General features: G+C 60.5%; 20 protein-coding genes. 10 read left to right on the forward strand and 10 right to left on the reverse strand.

The window, feature by feature from the left end; translation table 11 throughout:
* Positions 1 to 3: 3 nt before the first annotated feature.
* From C816_RS09575 to dnaA, 9 genes are all read right to left on the reverse strand, one after another.
* On the reverse strand, positions 4 to 477 hold the full coding sequence (locus tag C816_RS09575; RefSeq protein ID WP_016322194.1) for a hypothetical protein: 474 nt from the start codon (positions 475 to 477) through the stop codon (positions 4 to 6).
* An 11-nt stretch (positions 478 to 488) separates the two neighbouring features.
* On the reverse strand, positions 489 to 2,438 hold the full coding sequence (gene gyrB / locus C816_RS09580; protein ID WP_016322195.1) for a DNA topoisomerase (ATP-hydrolyzing) subunit B: 1,950 nt from the start codon (positions 2,436 to 2,438) through the stop codon (positions 489 to 491).
* 225 nt (positions 2,439 to 2,663) lie between these two features.
* Positions 2,664 to 2,888, reverse strand: coding sequence for a PH domain-containing protein (locus C816_RS09585; protein WP_016322196.1), 225 nt, complete (start codon positions 2,886 to 2,888; stop codon positions 2,664 to 2,666).
* A gap of 65 nt (positions 2,889 to 2,953) precedes the next feature.
* Complete coding sequence (gene remB / locus C816_RS09590) at positions 2,954 to 3,229, reverse strand: extracellular matrix regulator RemB (RefSeq protein WP_016322197.1); 276 nt, start codon at positions 3,227 to 3,229, stop codon at positions 2,954 to 2,956.
* A gap of 139 nt (positions 3,230 to 3,368) precedes the next feature.
* Positions 3,369 to 3,797, reverse strand: coding sequence for a hypothetical protein (locus tag C816_RS09595; protein WP_016322198.1), 429 nt, complete (start codon positions 3,795 to 3,797; stop codon positions 3,369 to 3,371).
* Between the two features lie 440 nt (positions 3,798 to 4,237).
* A complete protein-coding gene (gene recF / locus C816_RS09600; RefSeq protein ID WP_040655158.1) occupies positions 4,238 to 5,341 on the reverse strand; it encodes a DNA replication/repair protein RecF in 1,104 nt (367 codons plus the stop codon).
* The gene (locus C816_RS09605) at positions 5,331 to 5,546 is read right to left on the reverse strand and encodes an RNA-binding S4 domain-containing protein (protein WP_016322200.1); all 216 of its coding nucleotides are present in this window, start codon (positions 5,544 to 5,546) and stop codon (positions 5,331 to 5,333) included. Before C816_RS09605 ends, recF begins: the two co-directional genes overlap by 11 nt.
* 4 nt (positions 5,547 to 5,550) lie before the next feature.
* A complete protein-coding gene (dnaN, locus tag C816_RS09610; RefSeq protein WP_016322201.1) occupies positions 5,551 to 6,666 on the reverse strand; it encodes a DNA polymerase III subunit beta in 1,116 nt (371 codons plus the stop codon).
* Between the two features lie 249 nt (positions 6,667 to 6,915).
* Complete coding sequence (gene dnaA / locus C816_RS09615) at positions 6,916 to 8,232, reverse strand: chromosomal replication initiator protein DnaA (RefSeq protein ID WP_016322202.1); 1,317 nt, start codon at positions 8,230 to 8,232, stop codon at positions 6,916 to 6,918.
* Between the two features lie 396 nt (positions 8,233 to 8,628).
* Between dnaA and rpmH the strand changes: the two genes are divergently transcribed.
* The 7 genes from rpmH (at position 8,629) to C816_RS09650 (ending at position 14,234) form a co-directional block, all read left to right on the forward strand.
* Positions 8,629 to 8,769: a 50S ribosomal protein L34 gene (gene rpmH, locus C816_RS09620; RefSeq protein WP_016322203.1), complete on the forward strand. Its 141-nt coding sequence runs from the start codon at positions 8,629 to 8,631 to the stop codon at positions 8,767 to 8,769.
* A 107-nt stretch (positions 8,770 to 8,876) separates the two neighbouring features.
* Positions 8,877 to 9,221 (forward strand): ribonuclease P protein component, encoded by a 345-nt coding sequence (rnpA, locus tag C816_RS09625; protein ID WP_040655160.1) that lies wholly within the window; start codon positions 8,877 to 8,879, stop codon positions 9,219 to 9,221.
* A complete protein-coding gene (gene yidD, locus C816_RS09630; RefSeq protein ID WP_016322205.1) occupies positions 9,218 to 9,427 on the forward strand; it encodes a membrane protein insertion efficiency factor YidD in 210 nt (69 codons plus the stop codon). Before rnpA ends, yidD begins: the two co-directional genes overlap by 4 nt.
* Before the next feature lie 232 nt (positions 9,428 to 9,659).
* Positions 9,660 to 10,811: a YidC/Oxa1 family membrane protein insertase gene (gene yidC, locus C816_RS21775; RefSeq protein WP_016322206.1), complete on the forward strand. Its 1,152-nt coding sequence runs from the start codon at positions 9,660 to 9,662 to the stop codon at positions 10,809 to 10,811.
* Positions 10,812 to 10,819: 8 nt separating this feature from the next.
* On the forward strand, positions 10,820 to 11,659 hold the full coding sequence (gene jag / locus C816_RS25445; RefSeq protein WP_016322207.1) for an RNA-binding cell elongation regulator Jag/EloR: 840 nt from the start codon (positions 10,820 to 10,822) through the stop codon (positions 11,657 to 11,659).
* A 273-nt stretch (positions 11,660 to 11,932) separates the two neighbouring features.
* Positions 11,933 to 12,415 (forward strand): RNA polymerase sigma factor, encoded by a 483-nt coding sequence (locus C816_RS09645; protein ID WP_016322208.1) that lies wholly within the window; start codon positions 11,933 to 11,935, stop codon positions 12,413 to 12,415.
* On the forward strand, positions 12,408 to 14,234 hold the full coding sequence (locus C816_RS09650; protein WP_155978964.1) for a hypothetical protein: 1,827 nt from the start codon (positions 12,408 to 12,410) through the stop codon (positions 14,232 to 14,234). Before C816_RS09645 ends, C816_RS09650 begins: the two co-directional genes overlap by 8 nt.
* Before the next feature lie 30 nt (positions 14,235 to 14,264).
* Here the strand turns inward: C816_RS09650 and C816_RS23635 are convergent, their stop codons facing one another.
* A complete protein-coding gene (locus C816_RS23635) occupies positions 14,265 to 14,525 on the reverse strand; it encodes a hypothetical protein (protein ID WP_155978965.1) in 261 nt (86 codons plus the stop codon).
* A gap of 182 nt (positions 14,526 to 14,707) precedes the next feature.
* Here C816_RS23635 and C816_RS09655 point away from each other — a divergent pair, with 182 nt between their 5' ends.
* The 3 genes from C816_RS09655 (at position 14,708) to C816_RS09665 (ending at position 17,485) form a co-directional block, all read left to right on the forward strand.
* On the forward strand, positions 14,708 to 15,904 hold the full coding sequence (locus C816_RS09655; protein ID WP_016322210.1) for a glycoside hydrolase family 3 N-terminal domain-containing protein: 1,197 nt from the start codon (positions 14,708 to 14,710) through the stop codon (positions 15,902 to 15,904).
* A 109-nt stretch (positions 15,905 to 16,013) separates the two neighbouring features.
* Positions 16,014 to 17,177: an alanyl-tRNA editing protein gene (locus C816_RS09660; RefSeq protein ID WP_016322211.1), complete on the forward strand. Its 1,164-nt coding sequence runs from the start codon at positions 16,014 to 16,016 to the stop codon at positions 17,175 to 17,177.
* Positions 17,174 to 17,485: a DUF6881 domain-containing protein gene (locus C816_RS09665; protein ID WP_016322212.1), complete on the forward strand. Its 312-nt coding sequence runs from the start codon at positions 17,174 to 17,176 to the stop codon at positions 17,483 to 17,485. The genes C816_RS09660 and C816_RS09665 overlap by 4 nt, the downstream gene beginning before the upstream one ends.
* Positions 17,486 to 17,724: the final 239 nt, after the last annotated feature.

Here is a 17,724-nt window from a genome sequence, read left to right on the forward strand (position 1 = left end):
TTGCTACCAGCTCAATTTCAGCCAGTCCATGCCGGGGTAGGGCTCGCCGGTGCGCACGTACCACTCCACGCATTTGGCGGCCAGCTCCCAATCCCGCATCGTGCATTTCATGGGGATGACGGACTGCCCGTCGCTGGGCTCAATGGGGGCCTCTCCGTCAGAATCCAGATAGTCCGGGTCGAAGCAGGCCCAGGCCGTCCGTTCCTCCTCTTTGCTGATCTGCAGAAAGATCAGCCCATCGCCGCCGGCGCTCTCCAGCTGGAAAAAGCCCTCTTCCATCTCTCCATCCTCATCAGGAGTCAGATACAGGCTGGAACAAAGGCCGCTCCGCACTTTTTCCACAATACCTGTTACATCATTTTCCGACAGGTCCCTAATCTCCTTGTGTTCACCGGTATGAAATTCCCAATTTCCATATTTGATCCAGATTCTATCCGGCAGCGCGGGCGTTTTCCTTTTTTTGACGATCTCTTCCATGAAAACCCTCTTTAGTAATCCAGGTTCACGGCGTACTGGGCGTTCTCCTCAATGAACTCCTTCCGGGGCTCCACCTTCTCGCCCATGAGGATGGTAAAGATCTCGTCGGCCTTTACCGCGTCGTCCAGGGTGATGCGGCGCAGCGTCCGCTTCTCCGGGTCCATGGTGGTCTCCCACAGCTCGTGGGGATTCATCTCGCCCAAACCCTTGAACCGGCTGATGTCCACCTTGGCGTTTGGATTGTCCCCCCGCAGCTCCGAAGAAATCAGATCCCGCTCCTCCTCGGAGAATGCAAGGCGGGTGGTCTTGCCCCGGCTCAGCTTAAAAAGGGGCGGAACGGCGGAGTAGACGTACCCCTGCTCGATGAGGGGCCGCATGAAGCGGAAGAAGAAGGTCAGCAGCAGCGTGCGTATGTGGGCGCCGTCCACGTCGGCATCGGCCATGATGATGACCTTGTGGTACCGTAGCTTCCCGGCGTCGAACTCCTCGCCGATGCCGGCCCCCAGGGCGGTGATGACGGGCTGGAGCTTGTCGTTGCCGTAGACCTTGTCCGCCCGGGCCTTCTCCACGTTCAGCATCTTGCCCCAAAGAGGCAGGATGGCCTGGAACCGGGAATCCCGCCCCTGGGTGGCGGAGCCTCCTGCGGAGTCGCCCTCCACGATGTAGATCTCGGTGAGCTCGGGGTTGTTCTCGTTGCAGTCCCGCAGCTTATCCGGCATGGCGGCGCCGCCCAGGGCGGTCTTGCGGCGGATGGACTCCCGGGCCTTCTTGGCGGCCTCCCGGGCCCGGTTGGCGGTGAGGGCCTTGTCCAGGATCATCCTTCCCACCTGGGGATTCTCCTCCAGGAAGGTGTCCAGTTTCTCGGAGACGATGTTGTTCACCAGCGTGCGGATCTCGCTGTTGCCCAGCTTGGCCTTGGTCTGGCCCTCGAACTGGGCCTCCGTCAGCTTCACGGAGATGACGCAGGTAAGACCCTCCCGGCAGTCCTCGCCGGAGACCTTCTCGTCCTCCTTGAGCATCTTGATCTTCCGGCCGTAGTTGTTCAGCACGGTGGTCAGGGCCCGCTTGAAGCCCTCTTCGTGCATGCCGCCCTCGGGGGTGCGGACGTCGTTGGCGAAGGAGACGATCATCTCGTTGTAGGCGTCGTTGTACTGCATGGCCACCTCCGCCGAGGAGTCGTCCTTCTGACCGGCCATGTAGATGACCTCCGAGTGGATGGGCGTCTTGTTCTGGTTCAGCCACGCCACGTACTCCCGGATGCCGCCCTCATAGCACATGGAGTCGGAGGCCTCCCGGCCCTCCCGCAGGTCGAAGGTGGAGATTTTCAGCCCCGCGTTCAAAAAGGCCTGCTGCTGCATTCGGGTGTGGATGATCTCGTAGCTGTAAGTCGTGACGTCGAACATCTCCGGGTCCGGCTTAAAGGTGACGGTGGTGCCGGTATTATCGGTCTTTCCCACCACGGTCATTTTCTGGGTCACATTGCCCCGGGAGAATTTCATCTCGTAGATCTCGCCGTTTTTGTGGACCTGAACGGTAAGCCACTCTGAGAGGGCGTTCACCACGGAGGCGCCCACGCCGTGGAGACCGCCGGAGACCTTGTAGCCCCCTCCGCCGAACTTTCCGCCGGCGTGGAGGACGGTGTACACCACCTCCAGCGCGGGCAGACCCGTCTGGGCCTGGATGTCCACGGGGATTCCCCGGCCGTTGTCGGTGACGGTGATAGTGTCCCCGGGGTTGATGGTCACGGTGATCTCGTCGCAGTAGCCCGCCAGCGCCTCGTCAATGGCGTTGTCCACGATCTCATAGACCAGATGGTGGAGGCCGGACTCGCTGGTGGAGCCGATATACATGCCCGGCCGCTTCCGGACAGCCTCCAGGCCCTCCAGGACCTGGATCTCGGACGCGTCGTACTCGTTGGACGCGTCCACTGCGGTGGAATTCAGGATTTCATTTTCAGCCATACACTTCTCCTTACCTTGTTCTTTTTCTTATAAGAAAAAGAACCAAAAAGAATTTTTTTCGCGCTCTTCGTCATCTGCTTAACCGGGTCTTCCCCACGACGGCGAAGAGCATTTTCACTGCTTTTCAGAGTGGAAAAAGCCAGGCTGGAAGACCTTCCGGCCCGCCTTTCTCCACTCCTCATGTTTCTTGGAATACAAGGGGGAAATCCCGCATAGGATGTCCCATCACAGAGCCCTTTTCGCCCTCCCCGCCAGCATCTGGTGTGCAGCGCCCATCAGCTCCGTGGTCCGCATCCGCCGCTTGTCCTTGGCGGACTCCACATTCTGGTGAATCAGCTCCTTGACCTCCCGGGGATTTTTGACATTCTTCAAATCCAGATGGGGAATACTCTTGTCCGAGGAGTGGACGCACACGGTGCCCACCCCGAAGATCCGCTGTCCCAGGGTCATGGTCAGCTCCAGACGGCGCTTGCGGTCCTTTCACAGATATTCAATGGGATTCATGACAATCCTCCTCATTCAAAGTTATTTTGAAAGTGGCTTCTCTCCGCCCGGCTTGCCAGCGTGGCGGAATTCAGCTGGCTGAGATATACAATCTGATCGTGATACGGGTGGTCGCACACCACAAAGGACTTGGGAAGATCCCCGGACACATCCAGCACCACGCCCTCCCGCTGGGCGGCGGCCAGATAGTCCCGGGTCCGCCTGGAGGTGGAGCATTTGTCCAGGTCAAAGATTCCAATGATCCGGCGGTACGGCACGATCTCATTTTGTCCCAGGTGCAAGTACACAGCTCCATCCTCCCCCATTCAGTCCCTCAGCCAGGCAAACCACCGGCGGCGGACCACGCTCTTCTGGGCCCGCTGGTTGTCCCAGTTCTCATAGAAGGTCCTCTGGTTCAGGGAGTACAGCTTGAAATACTCCCACTCCCTACTCCCACTCCCCGCCGTCTCTCATCTTCTCAAGGACAAACCGCTGTCCGTCCCCATCCTGCCAATTCACATACAGGGAGGAACCGGCCTCATAAAACATGGCGCTCACAACGACGGTCGCCGCGCTCTCCGGGGAAAAATACCTGTCCGCAGTCTCCATCAGCTCCGGATCATCCGCGGCGGACAAATCTCCGTTCTCACCGCCATCCAGCAGATTCCCAACAGCGGCACACTGAGAGAACGCCTCAACCATAGCCCGGTCTTCCTCCGTGATAACCGCCGCCGGCGTCCGGCTGAGGATTTTCTCCGTATCCCTGGACACGAAGGAGATCTCCCCGCAGGAATAACGGAGCTCCATGCAGACCTCCGTCCCCAGCAGAATCAGAATCAGGGCGATCACAAGTCTCCAGACATATTTTTTGTCCATCTACCCATCTCCCCCTGTCCCGGACAATCTATGTCCCATACTCAAAAACCGGCAGTTTCACACTTCACCCCAAACAAGGCCTAGGCGCGAAGCGCGGGAAAAGAAGAAAGTCCATGCGTCCAACCATCAAGTCTGCTGAGCGCCCTTCAATCGAAGCGTGAGGCTCCCGCGAATGCCAAAAGCGCCCTTTTCTCTTTTGGACCGTGCACGGCCCGTTTTCTCTTTTCGGCGCAACCGAAAAGAGGGGCCCCCGCCGGAGTCAGCGAAGCGGGTCCGGTGGGGAGAGGAGGAAGGAACGGAGCTTGAGCGGAATTTTCGGCTTTAGCCGGAAATGGAGCGGCGGAGTTTCTTCCGACGACATGGGGGGTGCATCTGCCCAGCCATCGACATGGCTGAGTTCCGCCCCGCCCGTCAGGGCGGGAACCATCCAAGATCGGGTATCACCCAATCTCCCCCCGTTCCACATGGAACACCTTCCCCCCCAGCATCTCCGGCAGCCGGTCATCCTCGCAGCAGGTGATGAACACCTGCCCCCCCGCGATGCGGTTGAGTACAAACTCCTGCCGCCGGGGGTCCAGCTCGCTGAGCACATCGTCCAGCAGCAGCACCGGATACTCCCCGGAGACATTCCGGTAAATCTCCCGCTCCGCCAGCTTCATGGCAAGGGCAGCCGTCCGGGTCTGCCCCTGGGAGGCAAACTGCTTGGCATCTCTGCCGTCGATGCTCACCAGCAGATCATCCTTGTGGGGCCCGGAGAGGCACAGCCGGGAGGCCCGCTCCGCGGCCTGATGGGCCTCCATATGGCGCCGCAGCTGCTCTGTAATGACGGATACCTCCGCCCCCGGGTCCTCCACAGAGGACACAGTCTTATACCGGATCTCCAGCTCCTCCCGCCCGCCGGAGCACTCCCGGTGGTGAATGGCGGCATACTCGTTCAGCCGCGCGGCAAACTGCTGGCGGTAGTGGACCAGCACCGCGCCAAATACCACCATCCGCTCATTGAACTCCGGCAGAGTGTCCAGCAGGTCCGGCCGCTCCTCCGCGTCCCGGAGGATGCGGGTCTTGTGGTCATAGGTCCGGCTGTACTCCGCCAGGGCGGCGGCGTACCGGGGCCGCAGCTGGCACAGGGCGGTGTCCATAAACTTCCTTCTGACCGCGGCCCCCTCCCGAATCAGAAACAGATCCTCCGGGCAGAAAAACACGGTCTGGTAGACCTGACTCAGGGCGGCGCTGTTTTTGGCGGCCACCTGGTTGACGGACATCCGCCGCCGCCGGTCCCGAAACAGGTCCACCTGCACCGAGAACTCCCGCTCCCGGGCAAAGACCCGGGCGCACATGCGGGCGGCGGAGGCGTCAAAGCCGATCATCTCCCGCTCCGTCCTGGCCCGGGGGGACCTGCCGCAGGAGAGATAAACCAGGGCCTCCAGCAGATTGGTCTTCCCCTGGGCGTTCTCCCCGAAGATCACGTTGCACCGGGAATCAAAGTCCGCGCTCTGCCGCCGGTAGTTCCGGAAGCCCTCCAGCTCCAGACGGTCAATCCGCATAACCGACCGTGTAATGGGCGCCTGCAAAGAGCACGTCGTCCCCGGGGCGGATCTTCTTCCCCCGCTGGAGACAGACCTCGCCGCCCACCTGGACCTGACCGCCCTGGATCAGCTCCTTGGCCTCGCCGCCGGTCTCCACAAGCCCCGCATATTTCAAAAGGTCCTGGAGCTTGATAAACTCTGTTGAGATGACAATGGTTTTCATGGCCTCACTCCGCCGATTTCAGCCGCACCGGCAAAACCATGTACAAAAAGTTGTCCTTCTCGTCCGTCGGAACAATGATGGCGGGGGAGACGCCGGTATTCAGCTCGATCTTCACCGCGTCGGCCGGGGCATACCGCAGTGCCTCCATGAGATAGCGGTTGTTGAAACCGATCTCCAGACCGCCGCCGTCTCCGGAGAGGCGGCAGACGTCCTTGGCCTCCCCGTTTCCGGTCTTGGCGGACAGCATCACCTTATCGTGGTCAAACACGCACCGGACCGGGCTTTTCAGCTTGTCAGAGATCACCACGGACACCCGGTCAATGCTCTCAATAAGGGACTTGGTCTCCGCAATCACGGAAATGGGATTGGAACGGGGAATGGCGTTCTTATAGTCCAGGAACTCTCCCTCCAGCCTCCGGCAGATCAGCTCCGTATCTCCCACCTCAAAGAGGATGTGCCGCTTGCCCAGGGTGACGGAGGCGGTGTCCTCCGTATCGCCGCAGATGCTCTTCACTTCATTCAGCGCAGAGCCGGGGGCCACGAAGGAGAAGGCGCCGCCGGCCAGCTGCTCCAGGGGCTCCCGCCGGACGGCCAGCCGGAAACCGTCCACGGCCACCATGGTCAGCCCCTTCTCGCTGATTTCAAACAGGGCGCCGGTGTGGACCGGCCGGCTCTCGTTGGTGGAAACGGCGAAGGAGGTCTCCTCGATCATGGCCCGCAGGACCTTTTGCTGAATCGAGACGGAGTACTCGTCCTCCACCTCCGGAAGCTCCGGATAATCGGCGGCGGAGAGGCCCAGGATGTCAAAGTCCGCGTCGCCGCAGCTGAGGTGGACCATCTGCCGCTCGTCGGCGGAAAAGGTCACCATATCGTCGGGCATGCGGCGGATGATATCGCCGAACAGGCGGGCGTTCAGCACGATCTCTCCCTCCTCGGCGACGCCGGCGGAAATTTTGGTGCGGATGCCGGTATTCATATTGTAGCCGGAGACAGTCAGATCCCCTCCGGCCCGGAGAAACAGACCCTCCAGGGCGGGAATGGAGCTTTTTTGAGCAACGGCGCGGCTGGTGACGGCGATGGCGCTTTGCAGCAGCGCCTTTTCGCAGGAGAACTTCATCATAGCGGTCGTTTCCTTTCAGTCAAAATAGAGGGAATCGCGTTCTTAAAAAAAGAAAATAAATTATTTATGAAGAAATAGAAGCCGTAGAGAGAAAAGATGTGGAAAAAAAGAGGAAGCTGCTGGGCGGGAAGGGATCGGCCCTCCACAAGAGGCGTCGGCCTTTTTCGCGTGTTTCCCCATGGTTTCCCTGAAAAGGGCGTTATCCACAGAATTGTTTTTCTTTTCCACGGGAAATGTGGAAAAATGGCGTCAGCGTTTGGAGCTGATGTTGGTCTTAATCTCCTTTATTTTTTCGGCGTAGGCGGGGTCCCGCTTCATCTTGTCCTCCACCCGCTGAATGGAGTAGAGAACGGTGGAGTGGTCCCGGTTGTCAAAGACCTTGCCGATGTCCACCACGGAGATATTGGTCATGGAGCGGATGAGATACATGGCGATCTGACGGGCCTGGACGGCGTCCCGCACCCGCTGCTGTCCCCGGATCAGGGATTCCTCCACTCCGTAGTACTTGCTGATGTACTCCAGAATGGCCTCCGGGGTTGGAATGTACTCACTGCTGCGCTTTAAGATGTCCTGAATGGCCCGGGAGACAGTGTCCTCGTTGGTCTCGTCTCCGAGGAGGTCCTTGTAGGCCAGCAGCTTGTTGACGATGCCCTCCAGCTGGCGGACGTTGGCCGTGGCCTTCTCCGCGATGGTGAAGGCCACCTTGTCCGGCAGGTTCATGCCGAGAATGGCGGCCTTGTTCTTCACAATTGCCACCCGGGTCTCAAAGACTGGCGGGGCCACGTCCACCAGGAGTCCCCACTCGAAGCGGGTGCGGAGACGGTCGTCCAGAAGCGTCATCTCAGAGGGGGGGCGGTCGGAGGTCAGCACGATCTGGCGGCCGGACTCATAGAGGGTGTTGAAGGTGTGGAAAAACTCGTTCTGCACCTGTTCCTTGCCGGCCACAAACTGCACGTCGTCCACAAGAAGAAGGTCGGCGTTGCGGTATTTGGCCCGGAACTCGCTGCCACGGCCCGCCCGCACCAGCTCAATGAATTCGTTGATGAAATCGTCGCCCTTGATGTAGACGATTTTGGAATGGGAATCGTCCCTGCGGATGACATTGGCAATGGAGTTGAGGAGGTGCGTCTTGCCGAGGCCGGAATCGCCGTAGATCAGGAGGGGGTTGTAGTTCTGGGCCGGGTGCTCCGCCACGGCCATGGAGGCCGCGTAGGCCAGCTTGTTGGACGGGCCCACCACAAAGGTCTCGAAGGTGAACTCCTCGGAGGTGAAGCGGTCCTCTTTCTTTTTGTCTGCCGGCCCCTTGAACTCCGAAAAGGAGGGATCGTCCAGAATGGACACCTCGAAGTCCATAGAGAAGATGTCCCGCAGAGCCGCTTTGATGTTTTTCAGAAACAGGGATTCGATATATCCCTTTTTGAAATCGTTTGGACAGTGGAGATAGAATGTGTTCCCCCGGATGTCCACGGCCTCCAGTTCGTCGAACCAGGTGGCGATGGTGGTCTCCGAGAGATCCTGTTTCAGCTGCAGCAGAATATTGTCCCATATGTCGGCGACAGAGTTCAAAAGGAAACACCTCTCTCTAAATTTAAGATCACTGGAAAAAGTATCGTGAAAAATGGACAAAATAATACAATTCATTATAGCAAAAAAAGCAAAGAGAGGCAATACCTATTCTAATATAAAAGATCAAAAAAAATTGTCCAAAACGGCGCAAGATTTAGATTTTTTTTGAAAGAAGGGGACTATATGTAGAAAATCTTTCAAAAAAGGAGAAAAAGGGGAGAATTTCAGGGAAATTTGAAGTACATCTTGACACCTTTTGAAAAAGAAGGTATACTATCCCATGCGCCTCACTGTGCAGGCGCCGGTAAAAGTTTACTGCTCCGCTCTTCGAATGGAGGGCGGTGTCGAGTAAGCGCCGCCTGCGGGCGGACGCAATGAAACAGGAGGTGTCTCAAAATGGCTACGAAACGTACCTATCAGCCCAAGAAGCTCCACGCCCAGAAGGTCCATGGCTTCCGCAAGAGGATGGCTACTGCCAACGGCCGCAAGGTCCTGGCCCGCCGCCGCGCCAAGGGCCGCGCGCGTCTGTCCTACTGAGCGCAGCACGCGGGAGACACTTGAACAACGTCTTCAGGGACGGCTGGAATTTTCTTAGATTCCTCCGTCCCTAAAAGAGTTTTTGTTCAGGAAAGCTGGTGAATGAGATGAAGCGGGCATGGACGCTGAAAGAAAATTATGAGTTTCGCCGTGTGTACCAGCGCGGTTCCTCTGCCGTAAACGGCTCCATGGTGGTCTACTGCCGGAAAAACAGGCTGGGCCGCACCCGCCTGGGGATCACCGCGTCAACGAAGATCGGAAACGCGGTGACGCGGAACCGGGCCCGCCGCCGCCTGCGGGAGGTATTCCGTCTCAACCGGGACAAGCTCCAAAAGGGCTGGGACGTGATCCTGGTGGCCCGGGGAAGAACGGTGACGGCCTCCTGGAAGGAGCTGAACGACGTCTTTCTCCGCTCCTGCCGGAAGCTGAATATTCTGGAGGGCGGCGGATGAAGCGAATTTTCATTTTGGCCATCCGGTTTTATCAAAAGGCGGTCTCGCCCTACCGGCCCCGCTGCTGCAACTACATTCCCACCTGCTCCCAATACGCCCTGGAGGCCGTTGAAAAATACGGCGCGGTCAAGGGCGGCTGGCTGGCGTTCAGGAGGATTCTGCGCTGCAACCCCTTCCACAAGGGGGGATACGACCCTGTGCCCTGAGTAAAGGGGGAGATAACTCTCCCTTTTGATCCCCCAATGCCGGTCTGCGGACCGGCGCCTCCGCCTCCGGGCAGCCGCCGGCGGCTTTGCCGCCTCAAGGATGAAGCGGCGCCCTTTGCGGGTAAGGGCGGCCGGGAAATTTTCGCCGCGAACGCGCCGCGGCGCAGAGGAGGGAAAACCGAACCCTCTCTTTCCCTGCCTTGACCCCATTTACTTTTTGGAGGAAACGTCTATGTTTTCAACCATCGGATACTTTATCTGTATCCCCTTCGCGGCTCTGCTGCGTCTTTTTTACAACCTGACGAGTTCCTATGGCCTGTCCCTGATCTTCTTCACTCTGGTCATCAAGCTGGTGCTGCTGCCCTTCCAGATGAAGTCCAAGAAGAGCATGGTGCGTATGAACCGGATGTCCGGCAAAATGCAGGAGATTCAGAAGAAGTACGCCAACAACCAGGTGAAGATGAACGAGGAGATGCAGAAATTCTACGCCGAGGAGGGCATCAACCCCATGAGCGGGTGCCTCTGGAGCTTTCTGCCCATGCCCATCATGATCGCCCTCTACTATATTATCCGGGAGCCGGTGGTCTTTTTCATGAACTTCGGCAGCCGAGCCGCCAACCTGGAGGTGCTGCAAAAGGCCAAGGATGTGATCGCCGCCCTGAATCTCAACTGGTCCACGCTGGCCAACGGAAACGACGGCGCCTACGCCCAGATCGAGATTATCCAGCACATCTCCAGCAATGCCGATAATCCCCTCGTCAAAACCTTCCTGGCGGAGAATCCAAACTGGGTCAACGTGGATTATCACTTCCTGGGTCTGGATTTGACCACCCTTCCCAGCAGCGCCTTCGGCGCTTTGAAATCCGGCGTCACCCCGGCCCTGATCGGCATTGTGCTGATCCCCATCCTCTCCGGCCTTTTGAGCTTCCTTTTGAGCAAGGTCTCCATGGCGGGCAGCCAGAACCAGGGCTCCGCCGCCGCCAGCGGCAAGACCATGATGCTGATGATGCCTCTGATGAGTGTGTACATCGCCTTCATCATGCCTGCGGCCCTGGGTGTATACTGGATCGCCCAGAGCGCCTTCTCCATCATTCAGGAGGCCATTCTGGGCAGATTCTATACCAAGAAGATCCAGGCGGAGGAGGATGCCCGCTTTGAGGCCCGGGAGGCCGACCGCAAGCGCCGCCAGGAGGAGGCCAAGGTCCTCCAGGAGCAGCAGCGGCAGGCCGCCCAGAAGAAGACCCTCAAGGAAAAGCGCCAGGAGGCGCTGGAGGCCAAAACCCGGGCGAAGAAACCCAGCACCACCGAGGCGGGCCGGGTGGGTGACCGCCCCTACGCCCGCGGCCGCTCTTACAAGGCGGACCGATACGATACGGAGGATTGAGAGCCGTTATGAGAGAGTTTATCGATGTAACGGGCAAGACCGAGGACGAGGCTGTCAGCAAGGCCCTGGCGCAGCTGGGCCTGGATCGGGACGATGTGTCCGTTGAGATTTTGGAGCGGGCCAAGTCCGGATTCCTGGGCATTGGCAGCAGCCCCGCCCGGGTCCGGGTCTACCACGGCCCCGAGGAGGAGGCCGCCCCCAAGGCGGAGACAAAGCCCGCGCCGAAGGAGGAGCCCGCGCCGGCCCCCAGACCGGAGCAGGAGCCCAGACAGCCCCGCCGGGAAAAGCCGAAGAAGCAGGAGCGCAGAGAGGACAGGCCCGCCCCTCCCAAGGCCGAGCAGCCCCGTCCCGCCCCCGCCGTGCAGGACCTGGGCGAAGAGGTGGACGATGAGAAGGCCCAGGCCATCCGCGCGTTCCTCACCGGCCTTTTGGAGCACATGGAGTGCTCTGCGGACATCCGGGTGTACCAGCCGGAGAAGGGCCGCTACAAGGTCATTCTGGAGGGGAAGCAGATGGGCGCGCTGATCGGCCGCCGGGGCGAGACCCTGGACGCCATCCAGCAGCTCACCAGCTACTCCGTCAACCGCGCCGGCAGCGGCCGCGTCCGTGTCCAGCTGGACGCGGAGGGCTACCGGGAAAAGCGGGAGCAGAGCCTCCAGCACCTGGCGAGGAAGGTGGCGGGAAAGGTGGTTAAGTACCGCCGCAGCGTCACCCTGGAGCCCATGAACGCCTACGAGCGCCATGTGATCCACACCGCCCTCCAGGACGTGCCCGGTGTCACCACCTACTCCACGGGCACCGAGCCCAACCGGCGGGTCATTGTAGCCTGCGACCGAACTGCCCATTGATGCCATTCTAAAGAGCCGCCCGGATTTCGGGCGGCTCTCTTTTCAGCCTTGGAAAAATCGGTGAGAATGATTCGATGGGAGGAGAGGGTATGCGCGGAAAACGCAGTCTTCAAAATTGCGGGCGCCGGACCGACGGTGGCAACCCTTTACCGGAAACTCTGATCTTTGCCGCAGGAGAGGATTCCTGTTTTCAAAAAATTTCATTCTCTGTGACAAAACGCTCCCCCGCGTCGTATGTTTAGTGAAAGCTTTCAAATGAGGAGCATCAGGCCCATGGAAAAAACCTTATTCAACAGCGCCGCCCGGCAGTATCAGGATATGGTCTACCGCATTGCCCTGCACTCCTTCGGCAATCCCCAGGACGCCGAGGACGCCGTGCAGGAGGTCTTTCTGCGGCTCTATACCGCGGAGAAGCCCTTTGAGGGACCGGACCATCTGCGCCGCTGGTTGATCCGGGTGACGGTCAACGTATGCAAGGACGCTCTGAAAAGTCCCTGGCGGAGGCGGCGGGTATTTTTGGAGGAGCTGCCGGAGGAGCCGGTCTTTGACCGGCCGGAGCAGGGGGAGCTGTACCGGGAGGTCATGCGCCTCCCGGAGAAGTACCGCACGGTGCTCTACCTTTTCTACTACGAGGAGCTGACGGTGAAGGAGATTGGGGAGATTCTGGGTCTGCGTACCTCAGCGGTGACCACCCGGCTCCACCGGGCGCGGGCGAAGCTGAAGGAGCAGTTGACGGAGGTGTGGCAGGATGAGTAATCGTGAATTTTATCAGGATACCTTCTCCCAGGTCCACTCTTCCAAAGAGATCAGATGGGAGGATATTCAAACGATGAAACGAAGAAGAAGGGGTTCCAGGCGGGTTTTCATGCTGGCGGCGGTGATCTGCGCGCTGGCGGCGCTGTCCGTTGCGGCGGCGGCCACGGGATTATTCGGCCTGCGGGACGCGCTGCTGCCGGAAAAGGGCAGCGTGAACATGCTGGATGGAAACGGCATTGTGGTACCGGGCGAGTACGAGTATAGGGATTTCGTCAGCCTCTCCGGCTATCAGGACACGCCGGAGAGCAGGGCCTTGGCGGAGTGGCAGACCTTCCTGGCGGGCTATGATGAGGACGGGTCCATCATCAGCGCCATCGGCAATGCTCCCACGGGCTTTGAGGACCGCTACGGCTTCTACCTGGTCTACACCCAGGAAATGGCCGACAAACTGGAGGAGATTATCGCAAAATACGGCCTCCGTCTCCACACCCGCATGGAGATTGTGATGCCGGGCGCCTGGCCTGCGGCGGCGGGGAACTTCTGCGGAGAGAACGTCACGGCCTACTCCGGTTATATCTATGAAAACGGCACCTTCCGCTTTGACGGCGAGGCGGAGCTGGGGGCCGGGGAGCTGAAGGGCTACGGGGCCATTGAGTACCAGTTCAGCCGCTCCGTCCGGGGGACCTTTGACGACGTGGCGCTGAACATCGGCGACGTATCGGACTTCCAGGAGTGGGAATATGAGACGGCGGACGGCACCCCCGTCACCCTGGGACTGGGGCGGCGGAACCGCTCCATCATCATGGCGGACCTGGGGGACAGCTTCATCCTGGTCAACGTGCTGACCGGTGGAGAGGGGGACGACACCTTCTCCAGCGCCCCCATTGGCTGGGAGGAGCTGGAGGAGCTGGCGGACAGCTTCCGCTTCTCCGCCCTGACCCCGGCGGAAGCGCCGGATTTCGACGCGATCCTTTGGGAGAACGAGCGGTATCTGGAGGAGCAGGAGAACCAGCCCCTTGAGACGGAGGAGACGGAGGACCCGCTGTATGATAGAACCGGCATGCGGCCTGAAGTGGCCCGGGAATTCGTCCTCATGCTGGCGGAGCGGATCGCGGACGGGAAGAAAAGGGAGGTGGCGGAGCTGCTGGTCTATCCCTCCCAGGTAGAGGTGGCCGCCGGGACCTTCACGGTGCGCTCGCCGGAGGAGTTCCTGCCCTACTACGATGAGGTCATCGGGCAAAACTGCCAGGGACTCTCCACGGCCATGACCTGGGAGCCCACCCCCTCGGAGCCCTGGATCTTCAGCGACGGCAGCGGCCTGGCCGCTGTGGCGGACGGAGCCGTGTGGTTCGGGCTGACGGAGGAGAACGTCATCCGAGTCTTTACCATTCAGACGGATCAGGCCGCTGTGCGCTCCGGCGAGGGGGATTCCCCGGACCCCAATGAGGATGAGATCTACGCCGGTACGGGCATTGAGCGGGACGCGGCCAAAGCCTTCGTCTGGGACCTGACCGATCTTCTCTCCGGCGGGAAGCGGGAGAAGGTGGCGGAGCTCTTCGTCTACCCCTGCGCCGTGCATGTCGCCGGCGGTGTCTTCACGGTGAACACGCCGGAGGAACTGCTGGCGTACTACGACGAGGCCATTGAGCTCGACGTGGAGACCCTTGTGGACAATCTGGACTACCACTCAATTTTTACCCATAATGGCCTGGTGGGCGCGGGCGACGGCACAGCCTGGTTCGGCCTGGTGGAGGACGGCGGCATCCGCCTTTTCAGCCTCTGGACTCCCCAGGGCCTGGGCGTTGGTCCCGTGAGTTGAAGCGCTTGAAAATCCGGAAATTGCGGATGTTCAACCGGCGGGCCCTCCGCCGGATAAAAGGAGAAGAGAGACGGAAACGGCAGGGGCGGCCATTTTGGCCGCTCCTGCCGCCAGACTGTCAAAAAGCGCTGGAGATTTCGTCAACGGAAAGGAAGGGTGTGTGCGGGAAACCCAAGAGGGGTTTCCTGCGCCATTGAAATCATCAGATTTACAGAACTTTTTGAAGTTCTGTAAATCTACAGCAGCTTGTTGAAAATACTTTTTCGACAAGCTGACGGCAGGGGCGGCCATTTTGGCCGCCCCTGCCGCTTGCCGTTTCCCGTCGTCTGTCCATCAAATCCGAAACACCCACGGAACAGACAAAAACCGTTCCCTTCGCAGAATGCGCGGCTGGACGCTTCCGAACGGACATCCCTCTTTCTTTTTCCCCCCAACTGTGCTACACTGGTCCCATCAACATCCCGGAGGTGGATATGAGACGATCTTTCACGGCGGCCCTGGCCGCCCTGCTGCTGCTGGCCTCCTGCGCCGCGCCGCCGGAGCCGGAGAAGCCGCCCGCCCTGCCGGACCCACCCGCTGTGGAGCTTCCGGAGGAACCGCCCGCCCCGCCGGAGCCCACGGAGGAGGAGCTGGCGGCGGAGCGGATCGAAGCGCTCCTCTCGTCCATGACCCTGGAGGAGAAGGCGGGACAGCTCTTCTTTGTCCGCTGTCCGGAAACCGGCGCCCTGGAGGACATCGCCGCCTATCATCTGGGGGGATATCTCCTCTTTGGCCGGGATTTCAAGGACGCCGCCGGAAATTGGCTGACGGCGGAGCAGGTGACGGAAAAGCTCCGGAGCTATCAGGCGGCCGCCGCCGTCCCCCTGCTGATCGGCGCGGACGAGGAGGGGGGCACCGTGGCCCGGGCCAGCTGGAACCCCAACCTGTTCCCCGGCGGAAAGTGCAAATCCCCCCAGTGGCTCCTAAACCACCGGAGCGGGGAGGGGGACGTCTTCGCGGAGGACGCCTGGGAGAAGAACGGCGCCCTTTTGCGCTACGGCGTCAACGTCAACCTGGCCCCGGTGTGCGACGTGTCCACGGACCCGAACAGCTTCATCTATGACCGCACCCTGGGCCTGGACGCGGCGGCCACGGCGGACTATGCGGAGCGGGTGGTCACAGCCATGAGGGAGTGCGGTATCGGCAGCGTTTTGAAGCACTTTCCCGGCTATGGAAACAACGCGGACACCCACACCGGCATCGCCCTGGACAATCGTCCCATAGAGATGTTTCTGGAGAGTGATTTCCTCCCCTTCCGCGCGGGCCTTGCGGCGGGGGGCGGAACCGCTGCCGTGCTGGTGTCCCACAATATCGTGAAATGCATGGATTCGGACCTGCCCGCCTCTTTGTCCCCTGCGGTCCATGGGCTTTTGCGCCGGGAGCTGGCCTTTGACGGCGTGGTGATGACCGATGATCTTTCCATGAAGGCGGTGGCGGCCTACGCCAGGGACGGCTCCGCGGCGGTCATGGCCCTGGCGGCGGGAAACGACATGGTGATTACGGCGGACTACCGCGCCCAGATTCCCAAGGTGATCCAGGCTGTGGAAAACGGAGAATTGAGCGAAGAGACTTTGAACGGCGCCTGCCGCCGGGTGCTGGCGTGGAAACAGGCCCTGGGCCTGATCGCCTAGCCCACAGGACCCTTCCCCCTGTGGGGCCCGGTCCCTTGACCGGGCCATTTCTCCAATGTTGGAGATCTCCTCCGGAAAAACGGAATGAATTTAGGAGTTGAGCAATCAGATGCACACAGAGAAATTGTACTACGAGGACCCCTTTCTGCGGGAGTTTCCCGCCATGGTCCAAACCTGCGAGGCCGCGAAGGGCGGCTGGCAGGTGACGCTGGACTGCACCGCTTTCTATCCCGAGGGGGGAGGACAGCCTGCGGACTGCGGCGTCTTGGGCGGCGTGCGCGTAACGGATGTCCATGAAAGAGACGGCGTAATTTTCCACACCTGCGACGGCCCTTTGGAAATTGGCGCGATGGTAATGGGCTCCATTGACTGGGACCGCCGCTTTGACCACATGCAGCAGCACTCCGGCGAGCACATCATCTCCGGCATCCTGTGTGAAAAATTCCACTGCGACAACGTGGGCTTCCACCTGGGGGCGGAGACGGTGACCATCGACTACAACGCCGAGATCTCCTGGGAGCAGGCTCTGGAGGCGGAAAGACTGGCCAATGAGACCGTCTGGGCGGACCGGCCGGTGGAGATCTCCTATCCCTCGCCGGAGGAGCTGGCGGCCCTGGACTACCGCAGCAAGAAGGAGCTCGCCGGGAAGGTGCGCATCGTCGCCTTCCCCGGGGCGGACTGCTGCGCCTGCTGCGGCACCCACGTCCTCCAGGCGGGGCAGGTGGGCCTTGTCAAGGTCCTCTCCTGCCAGAGGTTCCGGGAGGGCGTCCGCCTGGAGATCCTCTGCGGAAGGCGGGCCATGGACTACCTCTCCCTGATTTACGACCAGACCCGGACTATCGCTCAGCGTCTCAGCGTCAAGCCCCGGGACGCCGCCGCCGCCGTGGAGCGGCTGGAGGGGGAGCTCTCCGCCGCCAAGGCTGCCCAGGCGCACCTGGAGGAGACGGCTTTTGCCTCCATTGCCCGTGAGCACGCGGGCCAGGGGGACATACTGCTGTTCCAGCCCCCCATGAAGCCGGACAGCGTCCGGCGGCTGGCGGACGCCGCGGCCCAGACCTGCGGCGGGCTTGCCGCCGTGTTCGCGGGGGAGGGGGAACGCCATGCCTACGCCCTGGTCCGCTCGGACGGCGGGGACATCGCCCCTCTGGTCAAGGAGCTGAACCAGACCCTGCGGGGCCGCGGCGGCGGCCGGAACGGCTTCGCCCAGGGCAGCGTTTCGGCGGCGCGGGAGGAAATTGAATTCTTTTTTACAAAGCGGGGAGGAGCGGGATGATGGACTACGTGCTGACAGAGTGGGACCACGACCTGGACGACGAGCCGTATCTTGTCTACTCCGAGCTGGATGAGAGCCGGATGGAGATCAGGAAAGTGGAGTTTTTCAGAAACGGCATCTGCTTTTCCTACGGCGCGGAGCGGGGAAACGAGGGGGCCCTCTCCAGCGTTCCCTTCCCGGAGGACCTGCGGAAGATTACCGGCGAGGCGGGGGAGTGCCGTGCAAAAGCCGTCTCCCGCCAGCTGTTCCAGGAGATATGGAACCAGGCCCAGGAGCGCCCCGACGGCTTTATGGGAATGTTTTTCTGATACGCAGGCCCTGCTTGAAAACTGTTAAAACGCGCCGCCGGCGGATCTTTTTGCGCCGCTCTGCGTTGATTGTCCTTGCCATACACACAGTATGGCGGCATCAAAAAACTCTCTCGTCGCTGCGCATTTTACCATCTTTCAAACATAGAAGGCTGTACCGATCCTGCCATAGGACCGGCAGATTTTACGGCCAGTGCGGGGACAGGAGATGGGGCAGCTGAAAAAATGCCGCTGTGCAA

Source organism: Oscillibacter sp. 1-3 (genome assembly GCF_000403435.2).
GTDB lineage: Bacteria > Bacillota > Clostridia > Oscillospirales > Oscillospiraceae > Oscillibacter.

What these genes read in the sequence shown, in the direction of transcription:
- C816_RS09595 (WP_016322198.1), bottom strand. Translation starts at nt 3,797, where the DNA reads ATGGACAAAAAATATGTCTGGAGACTTGTGATCGCCCTGATTCTGATT.
- C816_RS09645 (WP_016322208.1), top strand. Translation starts at nt 11,933, where the DNA reads ATGGAAAAAACCTTATTCAACAGCGCCGCCCGGCAGTATCAGGATATG.
- C816_RS09605 (WP_016322200.1), bottom strand. Translation starts at nt 5,546, where the DNA reads ATGAAAACCATTGTCATCTCAACAGAGTTTATCAAGCTCCAGGACCTT.
- yidD (WP_016322205.1), top strand. Translation starts at nt 9,218, where the DNA reads ATGAAGCGAATTTTCATTTTGGCCATCCGGTTTTATCAAAAGGCGGTC.
- C816_RS09665 (WP_016322212.1), top strand. Translation starts at nt 17,174, where the DNA reads ATGATGGACTACGTGCTGACAGAGTGGGACCACGACCTGGACGACGAG.
- C816_RS23635 (WP_155978965.1), bottom strand. Translation starts at nt 14,525, where the DNA reads ATGGCCGCCCCTGCCGTCAGCTTGTCGAAAAAGTATTTTCAACAAGCT.
- rpmH (WP_016322203.1), top strand. Translation starts at nt 8,629, where the DNA reads ATGGCTACGAAACGTACCTATCAGCCCAAGAAGCTCCACGCCCAGAAG.
- rnpA (WP_040655160.1), top strand. Translation starts at nt 8,877, where the DNA reads ATGAAGCGGGCATGGACGCTGAAAGAAAATTATGAGTTTCGCCGTGTG.
- yidC (WP_016322206.1), top strand. Translation starts at nt 9,660, where the DNA reads ATGTTTTCAACCATCGGATACTTTATCTGTATCCCCTTCGCGGCTCTG.
- jag (WP_016322207.1), top strand. Translation starts at nt 10,820, where the DNA reads ATGAGAGAGTTTATCGATGTAACGGGCAAGACCGAGGACGAGGCTGTC.
- C816_RS09575 (WP_016322194.1), bottom strand. Translation starts at nt 477, where the DNA reads ATGGAAGAGATCGTCAAAAAAAGGAAAACGCCCGCGCTGCCGGATAGA.
- C816_RS09585 (WP_016322196.1), bottom strand. Translation starts at nt 2,888, where the DNA reads ATGACCCTGGGACAGCGGATCTTCGGGGTGGGCACCGTGTGCGTCCAC.
- gyrB (WP_016322195.1), bottom strand. Translation starts at nt 2,438, where the DNA reads ATGGCTGAAAATGAAATCCTGAATTCCACCGCAGTGGACGCGTCCAAC.
- C816_RS09655 (WP_016322210.1), top strand. Translation starts at nt 14,708, where the DNA reads ATGAGACGATCTTTCACGGCGGCCCTGGCCGCCCTGCTGCTGCTGGCC.
- dnaN (WP_016322201.1), bottom strand. Translation starts at nt 6,666, where the DNA reads ATGATGAAGTTCTCCTGCGAAAAGGCGCTGCTGCAAAGCGCCATCGCC.
- C816_RS09650 (WP_155978964.1), top strand. Translation starts at nt 12,408, where the DNA reads ATGAGTAATCGTGAATTTTATCAGGATACCTTCTCCCAGGTCCACTCT.
- recF (WP_040655158.1), bottom strand. Translation starts at nt 5,341, where the DNA reads ATGCGGATTGACCGTCTGGAGCTGGAGGGCTTCCGGAACTACCGGCGG.
- C816_RS09660 (WP_016322211.1), top strand. Translation starts at nt 16,014, where the DNA reads ATGCACACAGAGAAATTGTACTACGAGGACCCCTTTCTGCGGGAGTTT.